Genomic DNA, 19963 nt, shown 5'->3' on the forward strand with positions numbered 1-19963 from the left:
GAGACCGGGTCACTTACAAGTTATGAACTCCAAGCTCTGCTGAACGGGTTACCGCCGTCAAGTCCTTGACAGAAATCGTTGGCGGTTCGGAGGTTGCCTGAGGGACATGCGACGGACATGTCTAGGCCACTGGTCAGCAGGTGCGGAGGGGGGTCCGTGGCCGGGTGGGTCGTGGCTGGTCGCGCCCACGCGACGGAGTCGCATATTGAATACAGCCCCGCGCCCCTTTGGGGGCGCAAACGCTTCGTTACTTCAAAGCACCCGCCGTCAGACCTGCCACCACCTGGCGCTGGAAGACGATGTACGCCGCCAGGACCGGGAGCATCGCCATCACCAGGCCGGCGAAGAGGCCGGACCAGTCGCCCTTGTAGCCCTGACTGACCGCCAGCTGGACCAGGCCCTGGGTGAGGACGTGTTTGTCGGGGTCCGTGTTGAGGACCGTCGGGAGCATGTACTGGTTCCACTGGCCGAGGAAGTTGAAGATCCCGACGCTGATCAGGCCGGGCTTCGCCATCGGCAGCATGATCTGGAAGAACGTGCGGGTGTGCGAGGCGCCGTCGACGAAGGCGGCCTCGGCCACCGAGGTGGGGAGCGTGCGGAAGAACGCCGTGAGGAAGAAGACCGTGAACGGCAGCGAGTACGCGATGTAGACCAGGATCAGGCCGTGGATCGTGTTCAGCAGGCCCAGGTTGTTCACGACGTAGAACAGCGGGACCAGCGCGAGCATGATCGGGAAGCTCATGCCGCCGATGAAGAGGTAGTAGATGAAGCGGTTGCCGGGGAAGTCGAAGCGGGCCAGGACGTAGGCGGCCATCGAGCCGAGGACCAGGGTGCCGATGAGCGAGCCGCCGACCACCAGGACGGTGTTCAGGAAGTAGTCGCTCATGTTGGCGTCGGTCCAGGCCCGCGCCCAGTTCTCGAAGTGCAGCCGGTCCGGGAGCGCCCAGGGCGAGGTGAAGATGGACCGGTCGTCCTTGAAGGACGTCATCACCGCCCACAGCAGCGGTGTGACCACCATGACCGCCCAGATGACCAGGATGCCGTGGGAGAAGACGTTGAGGACCCCACCCTCGCGCTTCTGCCGGGGCGGCTTCGGCGCGGCGGGCTCGGTCTTGGTGACAGTGACGTCGGTCTCGGTCGTCGTCATCGCTTCAGTACTCCAGCCGCTCGCGACGGCCCAGCCGCATCACGACCGCCGCGAAGGCGAGCGTGACGACCAGCAGGGCGACGCCGATGGTGGTGGCGTAGGCGGCCTGACCGTCCCGGAACGCCTTCTGGTACACATACAGGACCATCACGGTCGTCGAGTAGTCGGGCCCACCCGGTCCTGTCGTCATGATCTGTACGACTGCGAACGACTCGGCGCCGAGCGCGAGGATGCCCATGTAGACCCAGCCGGACTGCACGGTGTCCCACAGCAGCGGCAGGGTGATGCGGAAGAAGGTGGTGGCGCGGCCGGCGCCGTCGAGCAGGGCGGCCTCGTAGAGGTCCATGGGGATGGACGCCATGCCCGCCGAGAAGAGGACCACGAAGAATCCGACCGTGGACCAGACCAGGACGGCCATCACGCACCACAGGGCGAGACTCGGGTCGCCCAGCCAGAGCGGCTGGATATTGTCCAGACCAATTCCGCGGAGCAGTGAATTGATCGCGCCGCTGTCGGGGTTGTAGGCGAAGGCGAACAGCAGCGAGACGATCGCGATCGACAGCACCTGCGGAAAGAAATAGACGATCTTGTAGAAGGAGGAGCCCCGGACCCCCGAGATGACCGGACCGCCCCTCCTTCTCCGGCCGCCCACGTTGATCATGAAGGCGAAGAACAGCGCCAGGCTGATCGTCACCAGCGGCAGCACGACCGCGAACATCAAGCTGTGCTGCAAGGACTTCCAGAAGACGTCGTCGTGCAGCATCCTCCGGTAATTGTCCAGGCCGACCATCTTGAATTCGGGGCTCAGGCCGGTCCAGTCCGTGAACGAGTAGTAGATGGACTGGATGAACGGCCACACCACGAAGAGCGCGTACAGTCCGAGGGGCAACGCCAGAAACCCCACGATGAACCGGTACTTGCCGTGCTGCATCGCCACTCCGGTGCCGAGAGGGTTGCTGGTTACTGGTGCTTGTAGTGCTTGATCGAGGTGTCCTTGGCGGCCTCGTCGGCGAAGCCCTGGATCCTCTTGACGGCCTCCGCCGGGGTGAGCCGGCCGGCCATCATCTCGCCGAGGCCGGCGACTCCGATCTTCTCCTTCTGGAGTTGCACGTACCAGTCCTGGAGCCGCGGGTTGACCACGTTCGACCCGGCCAGCTTCAGCGCCGCCACGCCGGAGGTGAGGCCCGGGGTGAGGGTGATGCCGTCGGTGCCGCCGTTGTACGCGGTCAGCGACTTCACCTTCGTCGTGAAGTTCTTCGAGGACGCCTCGCTGAGCATGATGCGCAGCTGCTCCATGCCCCCCTGGGCGTTGGCGGCCTTGGCCGGGACGATGAAGGGCTCGCCGCCGGAGGCCCAGATGGTGCCGAACGGCATCTTGTCGTTCTTGTCGATTCCGGTGGGCGCGGAGACGGCGAGGTTGAAGTCGGAGGGGATGACGTTCGCCGACTCGTTCTCCACCCAGGAGCCGTTCGGGATGAACAGGGCCTTGCCCTGCGCCCAGGCGGTCTGCGACTGGATGTGGTCGAGGCCGGGGGTGCCCTTGAGGATGTAGCCCTTCTTGTAGAGCTCGTAGTAGGCCTCGAAACACGCCTTGACGGCCGGGTGTTTCCAGGCGTTCGGCTCCAGGTTGTCGATCGCGTTCAGGACCTCGACGCCGCCGACCTTGCCGATCATCGGGTAGAGCGAGAAGGGGATGTAGTACGGGTACTTGCCCGCGTAGGTCCAGCCGGCCATGCCCTTCTTCTTGGCCTTCTCGCAGACGGCGATCATCTGGTCCCAGGTCTGCGGGTACTCCGCGTCGAGCGAGTCCAGGGCCTTCTGCGAGTACCACACGCCGTAGACCGTGTAGGCGTAGTACATGATCCAGACCGGGTCGCCGTCGAACTGGCCCATCTCGACGATGCCGGGGCGCAGCGTGTCGCGGACCTTCTTGTTCGGGTCGTCGTACGACGGGGCGTCGAGGAGCGGGGTGAGGTCGGCGAGCTGTTTCTTGCCGACGAGCACGCCCATGTCCATCTGCTCGGCGCCGGAGTTGTCGATGAGGTCCGGCGGGGTGCCCTGGTTGAAGCGCGGCTGGAGCGTCGACTGGATCTTCTGGGTGGCGGAGAACTTGACCTTGGCCTTCGGGAAGTCCTTCTCGTAGATCTTCACCGCGTCCTCGGCGTACTCCTTGCCGAAACCGCCGTCGAAGAGGACGAATTCCATCTGCGCGGTGTCGTTGACGCCCAGCGGGTTCTTGGCCGTCTTCTTGCCGGCCTTGTCCTTGGACTGACCGCCGCCGCCACTGCTGGCGCAGGCGGAGAGGAATCCGACGGCGGGCACGGAAATCAGGCCGAGTGCGGCCGAGCGCCTGATCAGCTCACGGCGGCCGACACCCTCGGAACCGGGGTTCGCTGCGGAAGTGGATCCCATGCTCAAGTCCTCGCCTTCTCCAGGACTCAGGCGGTGAACCGGATCCTCCCCGGCACCGCGGTCGGGTAGTGCTGGGTCGTGCAGGAAGTCGTGCGGGAAACGCCGACAGGTATAGTCCACTTCCCGCCGGCGGGGCAAGATCGAATGCAAGGTTGGCCATGGGTCTTTTCCTAGTTGAGACCTGTCGGAAATATGAGCGATCTCTGTACGCCTTGCCGGAAAAAGAGCCGACATACACCCCTGAATGCCGCACCCAACGCCCTTGACATCACGGGCCACTTGACCACCTACTGGTTCCTGCGCCACGCAGCTGACAACGTTGTCTCATGTGGCAGGGAGGGTACCCGTTGATGCAGCGGAGAACGCAGCGAAGAACAGGGCACGGATCCGGTACGGCGGTCGTGATCGCGGCCGCCGTAGTCATGACCCTGGGCTCCCAGGGGGCCGCGGTCGCCCTGCCGGCCAAGGCACCGGCGGCCACGACCCAGTTCGCATCCTCGTTCGAGTCTGGCGACCCGTCACCGGACTGGACCGACACCGTCGACACCGACCCGAGCGGCACTCCGCGCGCCTCCGGAGTGGACGGCGGCTACAGCACCGGCATCCCCGGCAACGTCACCGACCACGTGACCGACGAGCGGGCGAGCGGCGAGAACACCGGCGCGGGCGAGGTCAAGGAGAACCTCGTCGACGGGGAGTCCGGCACCAAGTGGCTCACCTTCGAGCCCACCGGCTGGGTCGAGTTCGACTTCGACAAGCCCGTCAAGCTGGTGACCTACGCCCTCACCTCGGCGAACGACTACGCCGAACGCGACCCCGCGGACTGGACCCTCCAGGGCTCTACGGACGGCAAGGACTGGAAGACCGTCGACACCCGCAGCGGCGAGGCCTTCACGGAGCGGTTCCAGACCAAGTCGTACGACCTCTCCGCGCCGGCCGAGTACCAGCACTTCCGGCTCGACGTCACGAAGAACAACGGCGCCCCGGACATCCTCCAGATCGCCGACGTCCAGTTCTCCACGGGCGGCAGCGGCGGGCCGGTGCCCCAGGACATGCTCTCGCTGGTCGACAAGGGCCCGACCGGCTCGCCGACCGCGAAGGCGCGGGCCGGGTTCACCGGAACGCACGCGCTGCGCTATGCCGGACGGCACACGGCGACCGGCCGGGCGTACTCGTACAACAAGGTCTTCGACGTGAACGTGAAGGTCGGCCGGGACACGCGGCTGGCGTACCGGATCTTCCCCTCGATGGCCGACGGCGACCTCGACTACGACGCCACCAACGTGGCGGTGGACCTGGCCTTCACGGACGGCACCTATCTGAGCGGCCTCGGGGCCGTCGACCAGCACGGGTTCGCGCTCTCGCCACGCGGGCAGGGCGCGTCGAAGGCGCTGTACGTCAACCAGTGGAACGACATCTCGTCGGTGATCGGTTCGGTCGCGGCCGGCAAGACGGTCGACCGGATCCTGGTGGGCTACGACTCCCCCGCCGGCCCGGCCAAGTTCCGCGGCTGGATCGACGACGTGTCCCTGAAGCCGGTGGCCCCCGAGAAGCCGAAGGCGCACCTGTCCGACTACGCGCTGACCACCCGCGGCACCAACTCCAGCGGCAGCTTCTCCCGCGGCAACAACTTCCCGGCGACCGCGCTGCCGCACGGCTTCAACTTCTGGACGCCGGTGACCAACGCGTCCTCGGAGAGCTGGCTGTACGAGTACGCGCACGCGAACAACGACGACAACCTGCCGACGATCCAGGCGTTCAGCGCGAGCCACGAGCCGAGCCCCTGGATGGGCGACCGGCAGACCTTCCAGCTGATGCCGTCCGCCGCCTCCGGCACCCCGGACACCGGCCGGGAGGCGCGGGAGCTGGCCTTCCGGCACGAGAACGAGACCGCGCGGCCGTACTACTACGGGGTCGGGTTCGAGAACGGCCTCAAGGCCGAGATAACACCGACCGACCACGCGGCCGCGCTGCGCTTCACCTACCCGGGTGACGACGCGAGCGTGGTCTTCGACAACGTGACCGAGCAGGCGGGCCTGACCCTCGACAAGGAGCACGGGATCGTCACCGGCTACTCCGACGTCAAGTCGGGCCTGTCGACGGGCGCCACCCGCCTCTTCGTCTACGGCGTCTTCGACAAGCCCGTGACGGGCGGCGACTCCAGCGGGGTCAAGGGCTACCTGCGCTTCGACGCGGGCGCCGACCACACCGTCACGCTCCGCCTGGCCACCTCCCTCATCAGCGTCGACCAGGCGAAGGACAACCTGCGCCAGGAGATCCCGGACGGCACCTCCTTCGACACGGTCAGGGCGCAGGCGCAGAAGGTCTGGGACAAGCTGCTCGGCAAGGTGGAGGTGGAGGGCGCCACGGCCGACCAGCTGACCACCCTCTACTCCAGCATGTACCGGCTGTACCTGTATCCCAACTCCGGTTTCGAGAAGGTCGGTTCCACGTACCAGTACGCCTCCCCCTTCTCGCCGATGACGAGCCAGGACACCCCGACGCACACCGGCGCGAAGATCGTGGACGGCAAGGTGTACGTCAACAACGGTTTCTGGGACACGTACCGCACGACCTGGCCGGCGTACAGCCTGCTGACGCCTTCTCAGGCGGGCGAGATGGTCGACGGGTTCGTGCAGCAGTACAAGGACGGCGGCTGGACCTCGCGCTGGTCCTCCCCCGGGTACGCCGACCTGATGACCGGCACCTCCTCGGACGTGGCGTTCGCGGACGCCTACGTGAAGGGCGTGAAGTTCGACGCGAAGGCGGCGTACGACGCGGCCCTGAAGAACGCGACCGTCGTACCGCCCTCCTCGGGCGTCGGCCGCAAGGGCATGTCCACCTCCCCCTTCCTCGGCTACACCAGCGACGACACCCGCGAGGGCCTGTCCTGGGCGATGGAGGGGTACGTCAACGACTACGGCATCGCCGAGATGGGCAAGGCGCTGTACAAGAAGACGGGCGAGAAGCGCTACAAGGAGGAGTCGGACTACTTCCTCAACCGCGCCCAGGACTACGTGAACCTCTTCGACTCGAAGGCCGGCTTCTTCCAGGGCAAGGACGCCCAGGGCGACTGGCGGGTGGACTCGGCGTCGTACGACCCGCGTGTGTGGGGCTACGACTACACCGAGACCAACGGCTGGGGTTACGCCTTCACCGCCCCGCAGGACAGCCGGGGCCTCGCCAACCTGTACGGCGGCCGGTCCGGCCTCGCCGACAAGCTCGACGAGTTCTTCGCGACGCCCGAGACCGCCTCCCCCGACTTCGTCGGCTCCTACGGCGGGGTCATCCACGAGATGACCGAGGCCCGGGACGTCCGGATGGGCATGTACGGCCACTCCAACCAGGTCGCCCACCACGTCATCTACATGTACGACGCGGCCGGCGAGCCCTGGAAGGCCCAGGCCCACGTCCGTGAGGCGCTCTCCCGGCTCTACCTCGGCAGCGAGATCGGCCAGGGCTACCACGGCGACGAGGACAACGGCGAGCAGTCGGCCTGGTACCTCTTCTCGGCCCTCGGCTTCTACCCGCTGGTGATGGGCAGCGGCGACTACACGATCGGCTCGCCGCTGTTCAAGAAGGCGACGGTCCACCTGGAGAACGGCCACGACCTGGTGATCAAGGCCCCGCAGAACAGCGCGAAGAACGTCTACGTCCAGGGCGTCCGCGTCAACGGCCAAGCCTGGACGTCGACTTCGCTCCCCCACTCCCTCATCTCCAAGGGCGGCGTCATCGACTTCACGATGGGCCCGAAGCCGTCGGCCTGGGGCACCGGCAAGGACGCCGCCCCGGTCTCCATCACCCAGGGCGACAAGGTCCCGACCCCGCGCGCGGACGTCCTGAAGACCGACGGCTCCCTGTTCGACAACACCTCGGCGACCGAGCAGACGGTGACGTCGGTGGACCTGCCGGTGACCAAGCCGGTCAAGGGCATCCAGTACACCCTCACCTCACCGTCGGACCGCACGAAGGCCCCGACCGGCTGGACCCTCCAGGCCTCCACGGACGGCAGGGACTGGCAGACCGTGGACCACCGTTCGGCCGAATCCTTCGGCTGGGACCTCCAGACCCGGGCCTTCACCGTCCGGAAGCCCGGGACGTACGCCCACTACCGGCTCGTCCTGGACGGCGAATCCACCCTGGCGGAGGTGGAGTTGCTGGCCTGAGACAGCGGCACGGAGAGGGGGGCGGGCCCGTTCGGGTCCGCCCCCCTCTGTCGTTCGGCGGTCAGCCGGTGGCGAGGGCGAACACGTGCAGGTCGCTGTTCTCGGGCAGCCGGACGGCCTTGATGGTCCTGCCGTCCGGTGCGGTGAAGGGCTGGGTCGCGAAGACGTGGGTCGGTACCGGGTCCTTGTCCGCGCCGGCCACGTTCCGGTACGCGGTCGTCGCCACGATCTGGTTGCCGTACTGAACGGTGCCGCCTCCGCCGCCGATGGTCCAGTCGGTGAAGGAGAGGTCGACGGTGCCGGTGGTGCCGTCGGTGTAGGTGACGGTCGCCCGGGCCGACTGGTTGCCGTTGGTGGCGCTGCCGAGGAAGGACAACCTGGCCGCGGGGGTGGGGAGTTCGATGGTCTGGGCGGTGGCCGTCGCGTTGTCGGGGCGGCCCGCGGGGGCGTTCGGCCAGGTGTAGGTCAGGCCGTCGACCGTGCCCTGGGCGCCCGGCGTGAGGCCGGCCGCCGCGAGGGCCTGGCGCGAGTAGCTCCAGCCGCCGCCGTCGAAGTCGGCCTCGTCGTGGTCGCCGGAGTCGTCCGAGACGCCGGTGTTGGAGTAGGCCGCGAGGAGGGTTCCGGGTGCGGCGACGGTGAGGGCGACCGGCTGGACGTAGGAGGAGTCGGCCGAGGTGACGGTGATCTTCGCGTCGTAGTAGCCCTGCGGGGTGCCCGCGGTGGTGGCGAGAGTGATCTGCCGGGAACCGCCGGTGACCGTCCCTTCCGCCGGGGTGGCCGACACACCGTCCGGTGTCTCGACGCGGAAGCGCACCTCGGGGCCGCTGCCTCCGGACAGGGACAGGGCGCGGACGGTGAGCGTCGTGCTGTCGCCGGGGGCGATCGTCGCGGTCGTCGGACCGACGCCGATCTGGTACGGCTGCTCGCCCTGGCGGAAGGAGGGGGGCGGGGTGCCCGTGCCCCAGATGCGGTTCGGGGTCGTGGCGAGGGTGTAGTCGAGGCGGCCGCCGGCGCGCACGAAGCTCGCGGGGAGCCAGGAGCGGTCGCCGGCGCGGCCGTCGACCTTCAGGGACTGGACGTACGGGGCGTCACTCGCCGCTCCCGTCGCGTGGATCGAGATGTCGTTGCCGTCCGGGCGGTCGATCTCCACGCGTTCGAACAGAGGCGCGGTGAGGACGAGTTCGGCACGGGAGGGGACCTGTGGGTACATGCCGAGCGCCGAGAAGACGTACCAGGAGGACATCGCGCCCAGGTCGTCGTTGCCGGGGATGCCGCCGGGCTGGGTCGACCAGAGCTGTGTCATCGCCGCACGGACGGTCTCCTGCGTCCGGTAGGGGGCACCGGCGTAGTCGTACAGGTAGGGCACGTTGAGCGAGGGTTCGTTGTCGAGCTCGGACTTGTCGCCGCCGCTGCCGGTGAAGGCCCAGCTGCCGTCGCTGTTGTGGAAGAAGGCGTCGAGGCGGGCGAGGGCCTTGTCGGTGCCGCCCATCGCGGCGAAGAGCCCGGCCGGGTTGTGCTGGACCATCCAGGTGTACTGGGCGGCCGTGCCCTCGACGAACCCGTTGCCGGTGGCCGGAGTGAAGCCGGTGACCCAGCTGCCGTCCGCCTTGCGGTTGGCGACGTAGCCGCCGCCGGGGTCGGCGGCGACGTCGAAGTTGTTCTGCCACCACTGGGAGCGGTCGGCGAAGGCGGCCGCCGTCTCCTTCTCTCCTGCCGCCGCGGCGAGCTGGGAGAGGGAGAAGTCGGCCGTGGACATCTCCAGGGTCTCGGCGGCGCCGCCCCAGGCGTTCGACACGGACGGCATGTAGTGGTGGGCCAGGTACTTGTCGAGGGACGGGCGCTGGCCGGCCGACAGCACCGGCTTGCCGGCCGGGGACAGGTCCTGGGCGGTCGGGACGGTCGCCGCCTTCACCAGCGAGTCCAGCGCGCCCTTCAGGTCGAAGTCGGTGCCGCCGAAGGCGCGGATGCCGGCGAGGGCGGTCGGTGCCGGGTCGCCGTTCATGACGTGGGTGCCGCTCGCGCCGTGCAGCCAGCGGTCCCAGACGCCGCCGTTCTGCCGGGCGAGTTCGTAGAGCGACTGGGCGACGTCCGAGCCGGTCCTGGGATCCAGCAGGGTGAGCAGCTGGACCTGGTCGCGGTAGACGTCCCAGCCGGAGAAGGTGCCGTACTGGGCCCGGTGGCCGCGGGCGACCCGGTGCACCTTGCCGTCGCCGCCCCGGTAGCGGCCGTCCGCGTCGCTGATGACGTTCGGGTGGAAGAGGGAGTGGTACAGGGCCGTGTAGAAGGTGGTGCGGTCGGCGTCCGTGCCGCCGCCGACGCGGATCGCGTCGAGGCGGTCGCGCCAGGCGCGGTGGGCAGCGTCGCGGACGGCGCCGAAGGAGCGCCGCGGCGGGTTCTCCGTCCGCAGGTTCGCCTCGGCGGCGGCCCGGCTGACGTACGAGATACCGACCTTGACGTTCACCGGGCCGGAGCCGGGCGCGAACTGGAGGTATCCGCCGGCCCCCTTGCCGGCGACGGGCCGCCCGCCGTTCGCCGAGAAGCCGCCGGTGCCGCCGGAAGCGCTCGTCGAGCCCGGGCTGAGCCTGTCGTCCCGCCAGGTGCCGGTGGCGGTGAAGGCGCGGTCGAAGTGGGCGGTGAAGTAGAGCGTGTAGTAGGAGCGTTGACCCTCGGGGTCGAGGTAGCCGCAGAAGTCGCCGGAGGTGACCGAGCCGGAGACGGTGCGGGTGTCCGGGTCGATGGTGACCGTCGAATCGGCCGAGCCGACTTCGGAGTTGGCGGTGCGGATCAGCAGGGAGGCGGGCTTGCCCGCCGGATAGGTGAAGCGGGCCGAGCCGGTGCGGGTGGTCGCGGTGAGGTCGGCGGTGACGCCGGAGGCGAGGCCGACCCTGTAGTGTCCGGGCTCGGCGGTCTCGTCGGTGTGGCTGAAGTCCGAGGCGTAGACGGCGTCCTTGGTGTCGCTCGCGGGGGACGAGGTGACCTCGCCCGCGTACGGGAAGAACGGGATGTCGCCGCTGCCGCCCGCGCAGCCGGTGCCGGACATGTGGGTCAGGCTGAAGCCGCGGATGCGGGTGGCGTCGTACTGGTAGCCGCCCGGTGCGGCCGTTCTCGTCGCGTCGCCTCTGGTGTTCTCCGGGCTCCAGGAGAGCATCCCGAACGGCACGACGGCGCCCGGGAAGGTGTTGCCGCCGTTCCTGCTGCCGATCAGCGGATCGACGTACGCCGTGGGGTCCTTGACCAGTTCGGGTGGTGCGCTGGTGGTCGCCGCGAGGGCGGGGGTGGAACCGCCGGCCGCGAGTACCGCGGCCAGCAGCAGGGACATGGGTCGGAAACGCATGACGCGGCCCTTCCTCCTCCGGACGGGTCGCGCACCACGGGTCGCACAAGCCGCAGGGACAGTAACGTGCGCCACCGGTACCACGGAAGACCGCGAATGCCTCGGACGGCGCGGACCTGCTTCACCCGGTCGGGTGACACGAAGTGGGTTGACATCGTTGTCGGTTGGAACGGTAGAGTCATGTACAGACCATGAGACAACGTTGTCGCCCGTCACGGCGTCGACACAAGCCGCACCACGGACGTGCAAGAGGCACCACGAGCAACTCCCACCCGGACAGGCTCACCCCCCCGCCTGCCCGGCTCGCGGACCCGGTGTGCACCGACACCGGGTCCGCCCAGAGCGGATCGCGTACGTCAACCGACCTGGCACGGCAGGCCGGTTGCGCTAGATTGACATATGCATGACAGATCTGCCTCTGTGTGGGGTGAACGGCCGTGCGCGGGTCGGAGATGGGCGCGGGATGGAAGCGGGCCCACCGCCCCGGCGGGTTCCGGTCCGCCGGAGCGAATATGGGAGCGCTCCCACCCCGCTCCCCTGTGAAGCTAGCGCGGACAGGGGCGGGTGTAAACGGCGCGGCATGGCTTCACTGCTTCGAGTGGAGATACCTTCGTACAGAGGATCACGACGCGTCACCGCGTCCACACTCTCGCCCATGGGAGCAGTGATGACGACACGCCAGCAGGGACCGGCCAACGAGGACAACTGGATGTTCCCGCCTGCTGACGGCTGGACATTCGACCAGGTCAAAAATCTGGAGCTGCCCTTCGACTGGGAACTCGTGGACGGAGTGATCGTGGCTCGTGGGCAGACCAGGTTCTGGCACAACCGTGTACGGGACAAGGTGGCACGCGCCCTGGAGGACGCACGCACCGAGCCTTACGAGGTAGTGGTCGAGCAGTGCGTGATGGTGGACGACCAGAACGTCATCAAACCGGACGCCATCGTCTTCGACCCTCGGAAACTCAACTTCTTCGAGCTGGAGTGCGTCCCGACCGCCCACCTCACCCTCGTGGTCGAGGTCGTGTCCCCCGGCTCCCGCCGCGACGACCGCGTGAGCAAGCCCGCGCAGTTCGCCGCCGCCAAGGTCCCGTGCTACTGGCGAGTCGAGCTCGACAGAGACCGGAAACTGGCGGTGCACGAGTACTGGCTCAACTCGGACACCCTGACGTACATCCCGGCCCCCATGCACCCGGTGCACCACGGCAAGCTCATCACCGAACTGCCGTTCCCGGTCGAGATCGACCTCGACACCCTCGTCGGATTCTGATCAGGACCGTTCGAGGTGCCCATACGATCAGGGCATGACCACAGCCGCCGCCCACCGGTTCCGCGGCGTGCTGGCCGCGGCGTTCGCCGGAGCGCTGCTGCTCTGCACCGGCAGCAGCGCCACAGGAGTTCGGCCCACGCACTCCTATGACAACAGGGCTGGGCTCAAGCCGCTGCTGGGGTGGAGCAGTTGGAGCTTCGTCCGCCGCGACCCGACCGCGCGGACCGTCGAGGCGCAGGCGAGGGCGCTCAAGGACAGCGGGCTCGCGAAGAACGGGTTCGTCTACGTCAACCTCGACGACTTCTGGTACGAGTGCCCGGGCAGCCGGGGGCCGGACGTCGACCGGTACGGCCGCTGGGTCACCGACCCGGCGAAGTTCCCGGCCGTCGACGGGAAGAACGGGATCCAGGTCGTCGCCGACCACGTCCACTCGCTCGGGCTGAAGTTCGGGCTGTACGTCACGCCCGGTATCTCCGAACAGGCGGTCGTCAAGGACACCCCGATCGACGGAACGCCGTACCACGCCCGGGACATCGCCACCACGACGACGGAGAAGAACTACAACTGCGGCGGCATGGTGGGCATCGACTACGCCGAGCCCGGCGCACAGGCGTTCATCGCCTCCTGGGCCGATCAGTTCGCCGGCTGGGGCATCGACTACCTCAAGCTCGACGGCGTCGGCACCGGGGACGAGCAGGACGTCCGGGCGTGGTCGGAGGCTCTGCGGCGCACCGGCAGGCCCATCCATCTGGAGCTCTCCAACGACCTGGACATCGGCAACGCGGCCACCTGGGCCGGGCTGTCCAACGGCTGGCGCACCGGGAGCGACGTCGAGTGCTACTGCGGGCCGGGCGGCAGCAGTTATCCGCTGACCACCTGGGCCAAGGTCGCCTCGCGGTTCGACCGGGTCGCCGCGTGGGCCCCGTACGGCGCACCCGGCGGCCACAACGACTACGACTCCCTCGAGATCGGCAACGGCGACGACGACGGCCTGACCCCCGACGAGCGGCGGACCCAGATGAGCCTGTGGTCGCTGGCCGCCTCCCCGCTGGTCCTCGGCACCGACCTCACCCGCCTCGATCCCGCCGACCTCGCCCTGCTGGGCAACACCGACGTGCTCGCGGTCGACCAGGACGGCATCGACGCCGAGCGGATCTCCTCGGCCCCCGGCTCCCAGGTCTTCGCCAAGGCCGAGCCCGGCGGGGACTTCGTCGTCGGCCTGTTCAACACCGGTTCCGCTGCCAGGGAGATCGTGACCACCGCTGCCGCGCTGGGGCTGCCGTCGGCGCGCGCGTACACCCTGCGGGACCTGTGGAGCCACCGGACGACCGGGTCCTCGGGCCGCGTCGCCGCCGACGTGCCACCGCACGGCGTCGTCCTGTACCGGATCCACCGGTCCCCGGCGGGTTAGACCGGCGCCGTGCGGACGACCGTCGTCGTTCCGGCGGATGGGAGTTCGGTGACCGGGAGTTCGAGGGTGAACTCCGTACGGCCCGGGGTGCTCCGTACGTCGATGCGGCCGCCGTGGGCCGTGGTGATGGCCGAGGCGATGGCGAGGCCCAGGCCCGAGCCGCCTTCCAGAACGCCGGCGCGGGTGCGGGAGGTGTCGGCCCGGGTGAAGCGTTCGAAGACGGTCGGGAGGAGGGCGGGCGGGATGCCGGGGCCGTCGTCCCGGACCCGGATCACGCAGGTGGTGGCGGTGGATTCGACGCTCGCGGTCACGGTCGTACCGGCGGGGGTGTGCACCCGTGCGTTCGCCATCAGGTTGGCCACCACCTGGTGCAGGCGGGCCTCGTCGCCCAGCACCAGCGCCGGGCCGTCGTCGAGATCGAGTTCCAGCTGCCAGACATGACCGGCCCCGGCCGCCCGCGCGTCCCACACCGCCTCCGCGACCAGCGCGGCCAGGTCCACCTCGGCGGTCTGCAGCGGGCGTCCCTCGTCGAGGCGGGCCAGGAGCAGCAGGTCCTCCACCAGGCTGCGCATCCGGGCCGACTCGGCGTTGACCCGGCGCCAGGCCAGGCCCGGCTCGATGCGGTCCGTACCGCGGTTCATCAGCTCGGCGTACCCGGCGATCGAGGCGAGCGGGGTGCGCAGTTCGTGGCTGGCGTCGGCCAGGAAGCGCCGCATGCGCTCCTCGCTCCGGCGCACCTGTTCCTCGCTGCGCTGGCGTTCCGCCAGGGACGCCTCGACGTGGTCGATCATCCGGTTGAGGGCGGCGCCGACCTGCCCGGCCTCGCTGCCGGGGTCGGTGTCCCGTTCGGGCACCCGGGTCAGGCCGGTCACCTGGCCCCGGCCGAGCGGCGCGTGGGAGACCTCGACGGCGGTGGCGGCGACCCGGCCGAGGGGGCGCAGCTGCCGTCGTATCACCACCGCGCAGACGCAGCCGGCTGCCGTGAGGCCGACGGCGGCGACCGCGATCTCGACCGCGACCAGGCCGCTGATGGTGTCCAGTACGTCGTCCATGGGCAGGCCGGTCAGGACGCGGATGCCGCTCGCGTCGAGGGCGGCGACCCGGTAGGTGCCGAGTCCGGGGACCGCGCGGGTGTGGGTCGAGCCGTCCGGCGCGATGCCCTTGAGGGCGGCGGTCTGGGCGGTGGTGAGCGAGCGCGGGGGCGCGTCGTGGCCGACCACGGCCGCGCTGAGGATGTTGCCCTTGGCGTCGATGCGGGCGGCGAGCATGCCGGCCGGCTGGCCGCCCTCGTTGAGGAAGGTCAGGTCGCGGGTCAGCTCCGGGTGCAGGGAGGCGCCGCCCGCGTTGCGCTCCACCGCGTCGTTCACCCGGTTGTCCAGGTTGCCCAGCAGATAGGCGCGTTGGGCGAACACCGTGGTCAGGGCCATCGCGGCGCACACGCAGACCAGGACGGCGGTGATGAAGACGAGCAGTCGCGTGCGCAGCGACCGGCTCCGCAGCCGGGCGGTCATCTGCCGTCCTCCATGGGCCGTACGACGTATCCCATGCCGCGCACGGTGTGGATCATCGGCGCCCGGCCCCGGTCGATCTTGCGGCGCAGGCTGGAGATGTAGACCTCGACGAGGTTGCCGCCGCCGTCGAAGGAGGTGGTCCAGACGTGGTCGAGGATCTGGGCCTTGCTGAGTACCTGGCGCGGATGGTCCAGGAGCAGGCTCAGCAGGTCGAACTCCTTGGCGGTGAGCCTGATCGGGGTGCCGGCCCGCTGCACCTCGCGGGACTCGGCGCTCAGCACCAGGTCGCCGAGGACGCGTACGGAGTCGTCGGCGGGGGGCTGTTCGGTGCCGGCCCGGCGCAGCAGTCCGCGCAGCCGCAGCACGACCTCCTCCAGGGAGAAGGGCTTGGTGACGTAGTCGTCGGCCCCGGCCTCCAGGCCGTCGATGCGGTGTTCGACGGCGTCGCGGGCGGTGAGCATCAGGACGGGCAGCCTCGGCATCTCGTAGCGGAGTCTGCGCAGCACCTGGAGGCCGTCGAGGTCGGGCAGCATCCCGTCGAGCACCACCGCGTGCGGGGCGCACCCGCGGGCCAGCCGCAGGGCGGTCTGTCCGTCGAGCGCGGGGTAGGGGCGCCAGCCCGCGTCGGCGACGGCGGCGGAGAGCAGGTCGGTGAGACCGGGCTCGTCGTCGACGATCAGGACGCGTACTCGGCCGGTTCGGGCCCCTGCGGTGGCGGACATGTAGCAAGTCTGTGCCGGTCTCCTGGGGGAATGCTGTGTTCCCGCTGAGCCGAAGCCGTGGGACAGGACGGGCGCGGGGGCCGGAATGCGGACGTGAGGACCGGGGGCGACCGGCCGCGGCCGGGTCCGCCGGGTGGGGTGTTCGCGCCAACTCTGCTGACCGAAGCGGGCATTGGCACGCTCCGGCCACCGTGTTCCCTTGAGCCGCCGCCGCCCCGGCGCCCACTCTGATCTCTGGCTTCCGCTTTACCGGGCGGAAGCGTTTCCACGTTCAGCGGAGGACGTCCACCCATGCGAAGACTCCACGCCCTGTGGGCCGTGGCAGGAGCGGCCGGACTGCTCGCCGGGGCTGTCATGCCCGCGACAGCCGCTCCGGGCTCCCCGGTCACCACACCCGTCACACCCCTCACGGGTCCGAGCACCACCGCCCCGCCGCAGACCGTCACCCTCATCACCGGCGACACCGTGACCCTCACCGTCGGACCGGACGGCAAGAAGGCCGTCGACGTCCGGCGCGGCAAGGGCCGCGAGGCCGCCACCTTCCTGTCGAGCGAGAAGGACGGCGAGATCAGCGTCCTGCCGGCGGACGCCATCCCGCTGATCAAGGCGGGCCGTCTCGACCCGGCTCTGTTCAACGTCTCCCAGCTGGTCAAACAGGGGTACACGGACACGAAGACCGGCAGCACCCCGGTCATCGCGACGTACGGCAAGGGCGCCGAGACCCCCGAGGGCACGCGCCGGACGCTGGCGCTGCCCGGGATCGACGGCGCGGCGCTCAGTGCGAAGAAGTCGACCGCGTTCTGGTCGGACATCGCCCCGCCGCTGGGCACCAAGCCCACCGCGAAGGCCGCGAAGCAGCTCGGTGACGGCATCGACAAGATCTGGCTGGACGCCAAGGTGAAGGCGTCCCTCGACGTGAGCGTGCCGCAGATCGGCGCGCCCGAGGTGTGGAAGGCGGGCTACGACGGCACGGGCGTCAAGGTCGCGGTCCTGGACACCGGCGTGGACCTCGGGCACCCGGACCTGGCCGGGAAGATCGCCGGCTCGGAGAGCTTCGTACCGGACGAGACCGTGCAGGACGGCTTCGGCCACGGCACCCATGTGGCGTCCACGATCGTCGGCTCGGGCGCGGCCTCGGGCGGCCGGTACAAGGGGGTCGCGCCGGGCGCCCAGTTGCTGGTCGGCAAGGTGCTGGACAACACGGGCAGCGGCCAGTCGTCCTGGATCATCGCGGGCATGGAGTGGGCGGCGCACTCCGGCGCGAAGATCGTCTCGATGTCCCTGGGCGGTACCGCGTACGGCCCCTCCGACGTGCTCAGCCAGACCGTCGACGACCTGTCCGCGTCCACCGGCACCCTCTTCGTGATCGCGGCCGGCAACGCGGGTCCGGGCGAGCAGACCGTGGGCACCCCGGGCATCGCCGACTCCGCGCTGACGGTGGGCGCGGTCGACAAGTCGGACAAGCTGGCCTCGTTCTCCAGCCGGGGTCCGCGCCCCGGCGACTTCGCGGTGAAGCCGGAGATCACCGCGCCGGGCGTGAACATCACGGCGGCCCGCGCCGCCGGCACCACCATGGGCACGCCGGTCGACGACTACTACACCACGGCGAGCGGCACCTCGATGGCGACCCCGCATGTCGCGGGCACGGCGGCGCTGGTCGCCGAGGCGCATCCGGACTGGACGGGCGAGCAGATCAAGGAGGCCCTCGCCAGTACCGCCAAGACGAACGCCGACAACTCCGTGTTCGAGCAGGGCGACGGCCGGGTCGACGCGGTCCGCGCCGTCGAGCAGGACGTCTTCGCGACCCCGACGCTGAGCTTCGGCAGGTTCGAGGACGGTGACACGGGGGTCGTCAGCAAGGACATCACGTACACCAACACCACCGACAGTGCGGTGGAGTTGAAGCTCTCGTCGTCGCTCGCCGACCTCACGCTGGGCGCGGACACCCTGACCGTGCCCGCGCACGGGACCGCCTCGGTTCCGGTCGGCGTCGACCCCGGGCAGGAAACCCAGGGCCGGTACTCGGGCCATGTCACGGCGACCGCCGACGGCATCCAGGTCACCACGGGCGTCGGCTTCGAGAAGGCGCCGAAGACGTACAACCTCAAGGTCTCCCTCGTGGACCGCGAGGGCAACCCGTCCACCGGGGCGTCGATCTACACGCTCCAGGAGCTGAACGGCGCCTACCCCGACGAGTACGGCTTCATCGGCACCGGCTGGACCTGGCAGGTACCGGCCGGCACCTATTCCATCGCGACCTGGATCCCGGACCGGGACGCGGGCGGCCTGGCCGTCGGCACCTCGGTCGTCGGCAACCCCGAGATCAAGGTCGACAAGGACACCGCGGTCGTCCTCGACGCCCGCAAGGCGGTGGAGATCAAACCGAAGACCAAGCAGGACTCCGAGTTCCGGGGCTTCAGCACCAACTGGCACCGCGCGGGGCCGGGCAGCGCCTGGGGGCTCACCTACAGCCAGGGCTTCTGGACCACACACGTCTATGTGGCACCGACCCAGCAGGTCACCGTGGGCACCCTGGACTTCTACGCCAAGTTCCGCCTGTACGCGAAGGAACTGACGGCGAGCGTCACCAGCCCGGAGAAGACCGCGCTGTCCTCGCTCTACTACTCGCAGACGTACAACGACTTCCCGTTGAAGATCAGCGGGAAGCACACCGTCCAGGCGGTGGACGCGGGCGGCGGTACCGAGGCCGACTTCGCAGGGCTCGACGTCAAGGGCAAGGTGGCGGTCGTCGGGCTGGGCGCCACGGAGCGGGCACAGACCGCTCTGGACAACGCGACCAAGGCCGGGGCGGGTTACCTCATCGCGTACCGCAAGACACCCGGATTCTGGATCGAGGCCGTGGACCGCGCGACCAGCGTCCCGCTGATGATCGCCACCGGCGAGGAGGGCGCCGAGCTCGCCGGCCTGCTGAAGACCGGCAAGAAGGTCACCCTGAAGCTGAGCGGTACACCGGTCAGCCCGTACGTCTACAACCTGCTCGCCGCGCAGAGCGGCGCCATCACCGCGAACCAGACCTACACCCTCGACAAGTCCACCACGGTGAAGCAGAAAGCCCGTTACTACGGAGCCACGGCCGGCGAGATGGGAGCGGACACCCTGTACACCTTCCGCCCCTGGCAGCTCTTCGGCATCGAGACCAGTGTCTACACGCAGCTGGGCACGGAACGCGACGAGTACTACTACGTCGACCCTGACACCCGTACCTGGCACGTCGTCTACCCGAACTGGCAGGCCTCCAAGGGCGAGTGGAGCCCGCTGCGGACCTTCGGCAAACCGGGTACGGAGCCCACCGAGGACTGGCTGCGCCAGGTCCTCCGGCCGGGAAGCAGCGAGGAGTACGGCCTCTCCGTCCGCGACGGTGACAAACTCACCCTGTCGATCCCGGAGCTGACCGACTCCACGCCGGGCCACTACGGATACGTCGACGGCACCGACAACACCGCGAAGGGCAAGCTCTACGCGGACGGACAGCTGGTCGGCGACTCCACACTCGGCGGATACGGCGTCTACGACGTCCCCGCGGCGAAATCCTCGTACCGCTTCGATCTGGACGTGCAGCGCCGGGCGGCCTGGGCCAGGTACTCCACGAGCACGCACACCGAGTGGACCTTCTCCTCGGCGCACACCGACACGGAGACGGCGCTGCCGCTGCTCACGGTCGGTATCGCCCCGAAGCGTCTCGACCTCCTCAACCGGGCCGACAGCGGGCGTGAGATGGAGGTCAAGCTGCCGCTCGCGAACCAGCTGGGGAGTGTGAAGGCGAGCAGTCTGGAGGCCTGGGTCTCCTACGACGACGGCACCTCATGGAAGGAAGTGGAAGTCAAGGGCGGCAAGGCGCGGTTCAAGCCCGCGAAGGGCGCCGAGACGGTGTCGCTGCGGGTGCGGGCCACCGACCGGGACGGCGACGGGATCGACCAGACCGTGCTGCGGGCGTTCGGCCTGAAGTGAGCGATGCCCTGAGCCACTGTA

General features: G+C 69.2%; 10 protein-coding genes. 4 read left to right on the top strand and 6 right to left on the bottom strand.

The features are described 5' to 3' along the window. Positions 1–247: 247 nt before the first annotated feature. From ACZ4UV_RS41160 to ngcE, 3 genes are read right to left on the bottom strand one after another with little or no spacing between them, the layout of a single operon-like run. Positions 248–1147 carry a carbohydrate ABC transporter permease gene (locus tag ACZ4UV_RS41160; RefSeq protein WP_451019220.1) on the bottom strand — a complete coding sequence of 300 codons (900 nt, stop codon included), beginning with the start codon at positions 1145–1147 and terminating at the stop codon, positions 248–250. 4 nt (positions 1148–1151) lie between these two features. Beyond that, entirely contained in the window at positions 1152–2078 is a 927-nt protein-coding gene (locus ACZ4UV_RS41165) for a carbohydrate ABC transporter permease (RefSeq protein ID WP_093498536.1), read from the bottom strand. 29 nt (positions 2079–2107) lie between these two features. Beyond that, positions 2108–3559, bottom strand: coding sequence for an N-acetylglucosamine/diacetylchitobiose ABC transporter substrate-binding protein (gene ngcE / locus ACZ4UV_RS41170; RefSeq protein ID WP_451019219.1), 1452 nt, complete (start codon positions 3557–3559; stop codon positions 2108–2110). 422 nt (positions 3560–3981) lie between these two features. Here ngcE and ACZ4UV_RS41175 point away from each other — a divergent pair, with 422 nt between their 5' ends. After that, the gene (locus ACZ4UV_RS41175; RefSeq protein WP_467845488.1) at positions 3982–7725 is read left to right on the top strand and encodes a GH92 family glycosyl hydrolase; all 3744 of its coding nucleotides are present in this window, start codon (positions 3982–3984) and stop codon (positions 7723–7725) included. A gap of 61 nt (positions 7726–7786) precedes the next feature. Here ACZ4UV_RS41175 and ACZ4UV_RS41180 read toward each other — a convergent pair whose 3' ends face one another. After that, the gene (locus ACZ4UV_RS41180) at positions 7787–11059 is read right to left on the bottom strand and encodes a GH92 family glycosyl hydrolase (RefSeq protein WP_467845153.1); all 3273 of its coding nucleotides are present in this window, start codon (positions 11057–11059) and stop codon (positions 7787–7789) included. A gap of 655 nt (positions 11060–11714) precedes the next feature. On the opposite strand from ACZ4UV_RS41180, the gene ACZ4UV_RS41185 reads away from it, so the two are divergent. Both ACZ4UV_RS41185 and ACZ4UV_RS41190 read left to right on the top strand, forming a co-directional pair. Then, positions 11715–12329, top strand: coding sequence for a Uma2 family endonuclease (locus ACZ4UV_RS41185; protein ID WP_467845156.1), 615 nt, complete (start codon positions 11715–11717; stop codon positions 12327–12329). Between the two features lie 34 nt (positions 12330–12363). Next, entirely contained in the window at positions 12364–13740 is a 1377-nt protein-coding gene (locus ACZ4UV_RS41190) for a glycoside hydrolase family 27 protein (protein ID WP_467845159.1), read from the top strand. Here the strand turns inward: ACZ4UV_RS41190 and ACZ4UV_RS41195 are convergent. Together ACZ4UV_RS41195 and ACZ4UV_RS41200 are read right to left on the bottom strand one after the other, a co-directional pair. Then, positions 13737–15251 (bottom strand): HAMP domain-containing sensor histidine kinase, encoded by a 1515-nt coding sequence (locus tag ACZ4UV_RS41195; RefSeq protein ID WP_467845162.1) that lies wholly within the window; start codon positions 15249–15251, stop codon positions 13737–13739. The two genes, ACZ4UV_RS41190 and ACZ4UV_RS41195, sit on opposite strands and share 4 nt — an antisense overlap. Then, positions 15248–15973: a response regulator transcription factor gene (locus ACZ4UV_RS41200; RefSeq protein WP_467845165.1), complete on the bottom strand. Its 726-nt coding sequence runs from the start codon at positions 15971–15973 to the stop codon at positions 15248–15250. The genes ACZ4UV_RS41195 and ACZ4UV_RS41200 overlap by 4 nt, the downstream gene beginning before the upstream one ends. Before the next feature lie 291 nt (positions 15974–16264). Between ACZ4UV_RS41200 and ACZ4UV_RS41205 the strand changes: the two genes are divergently transcribed. Further along, positions 16265–19942 carry a S8 family peptidase gene (locus ACZ4UV_RS41205; RefSeq protein WP_451021250.1) on the top strand — a complete coding sequence of 1226 codons (3678 nt, stop codon included), beginning with the start codon at positions 16265–16267 and terminating at the stop codon, positions 19940–19942. Positions 19943–19963 lie beyond the last annotated feature (21 nt).

It is taken from the genome of Streptomyces sp. NPDC028289, assembly GCF_055565975.1.

Coding starts and splice junctions, on each gene's coding strand:
- ACZ4UV_RS41160 (WP_451019220.1), bottom strand. CDS start 1,147: ATGACGACGACCGAGACCGACGTCACTGTCACCAAGACCGAGCCCGCC.
- ACZ4UV_RS41165 (WP_093498536.1), bottom strand. CDS start 2,078: ATGCAGCACGGCAAGTACCGGTTCATCGTGGGGTTTCTGGCGTTGCCC.
- ngcE (WP_451019219.1), bottom strand. CDS start 3,559: ATGGGATCCACTTCCGCAGCGAACCCCGGTTCCGAGGGTGTCGGCCGC.
- ACZ4UV_RS41175 (WP_467845488.1), top strand. CDS start 3,982: ATGACCCTGGGCTCCCAGGGGGCCGCGGTCGCCCTGCCGGCCAAGGCA.
- ACZ4UV_RS41180 (WP_467845153.1), bottom strand. CDS start 11,059: ATGCGTTTCCGACCCATGTCCCTGCTGCTGGCCGCGGTACTCGCGGCC.
- ACZ4UV_RS41185 (WP_467845156.1), top strand. CDS start 11,715: ATGGGAGCAGTGATGACGACACGCCAGCAGGGACCGGCCAACGAGGAC.
- ACZ4UV_RS41190 (WP_467845159.1), top strand. CDS start 12,364: ATGACCACAGCCGCCGCCCACCGGTTCCGCGGCGTGCTGGCCGCGGCG.
- ACZ4UV_RS41195 (WP_467845162.1), bottom strand. CDS start 15,251: ATGACCGCCCGGCTGCGGAGCCGGTCGCTGCGCACGCGACTGCTCGTC.
- ACZ4UV_RS41200 (WP_467845165.1), bottom strand. CDS start 15,973: ATGTCCGCCACCGCAGGGGCCCGAACCGGCCGAGTACGCGTCCTGATC.
- ACZ4UV_RS41205 (WP_451021250.1), top strand. CDS start 16,265: ATGCGAAGACTCCACGCCCTGTGGGCCGTGGCAGGAGCGGCCGGACTG.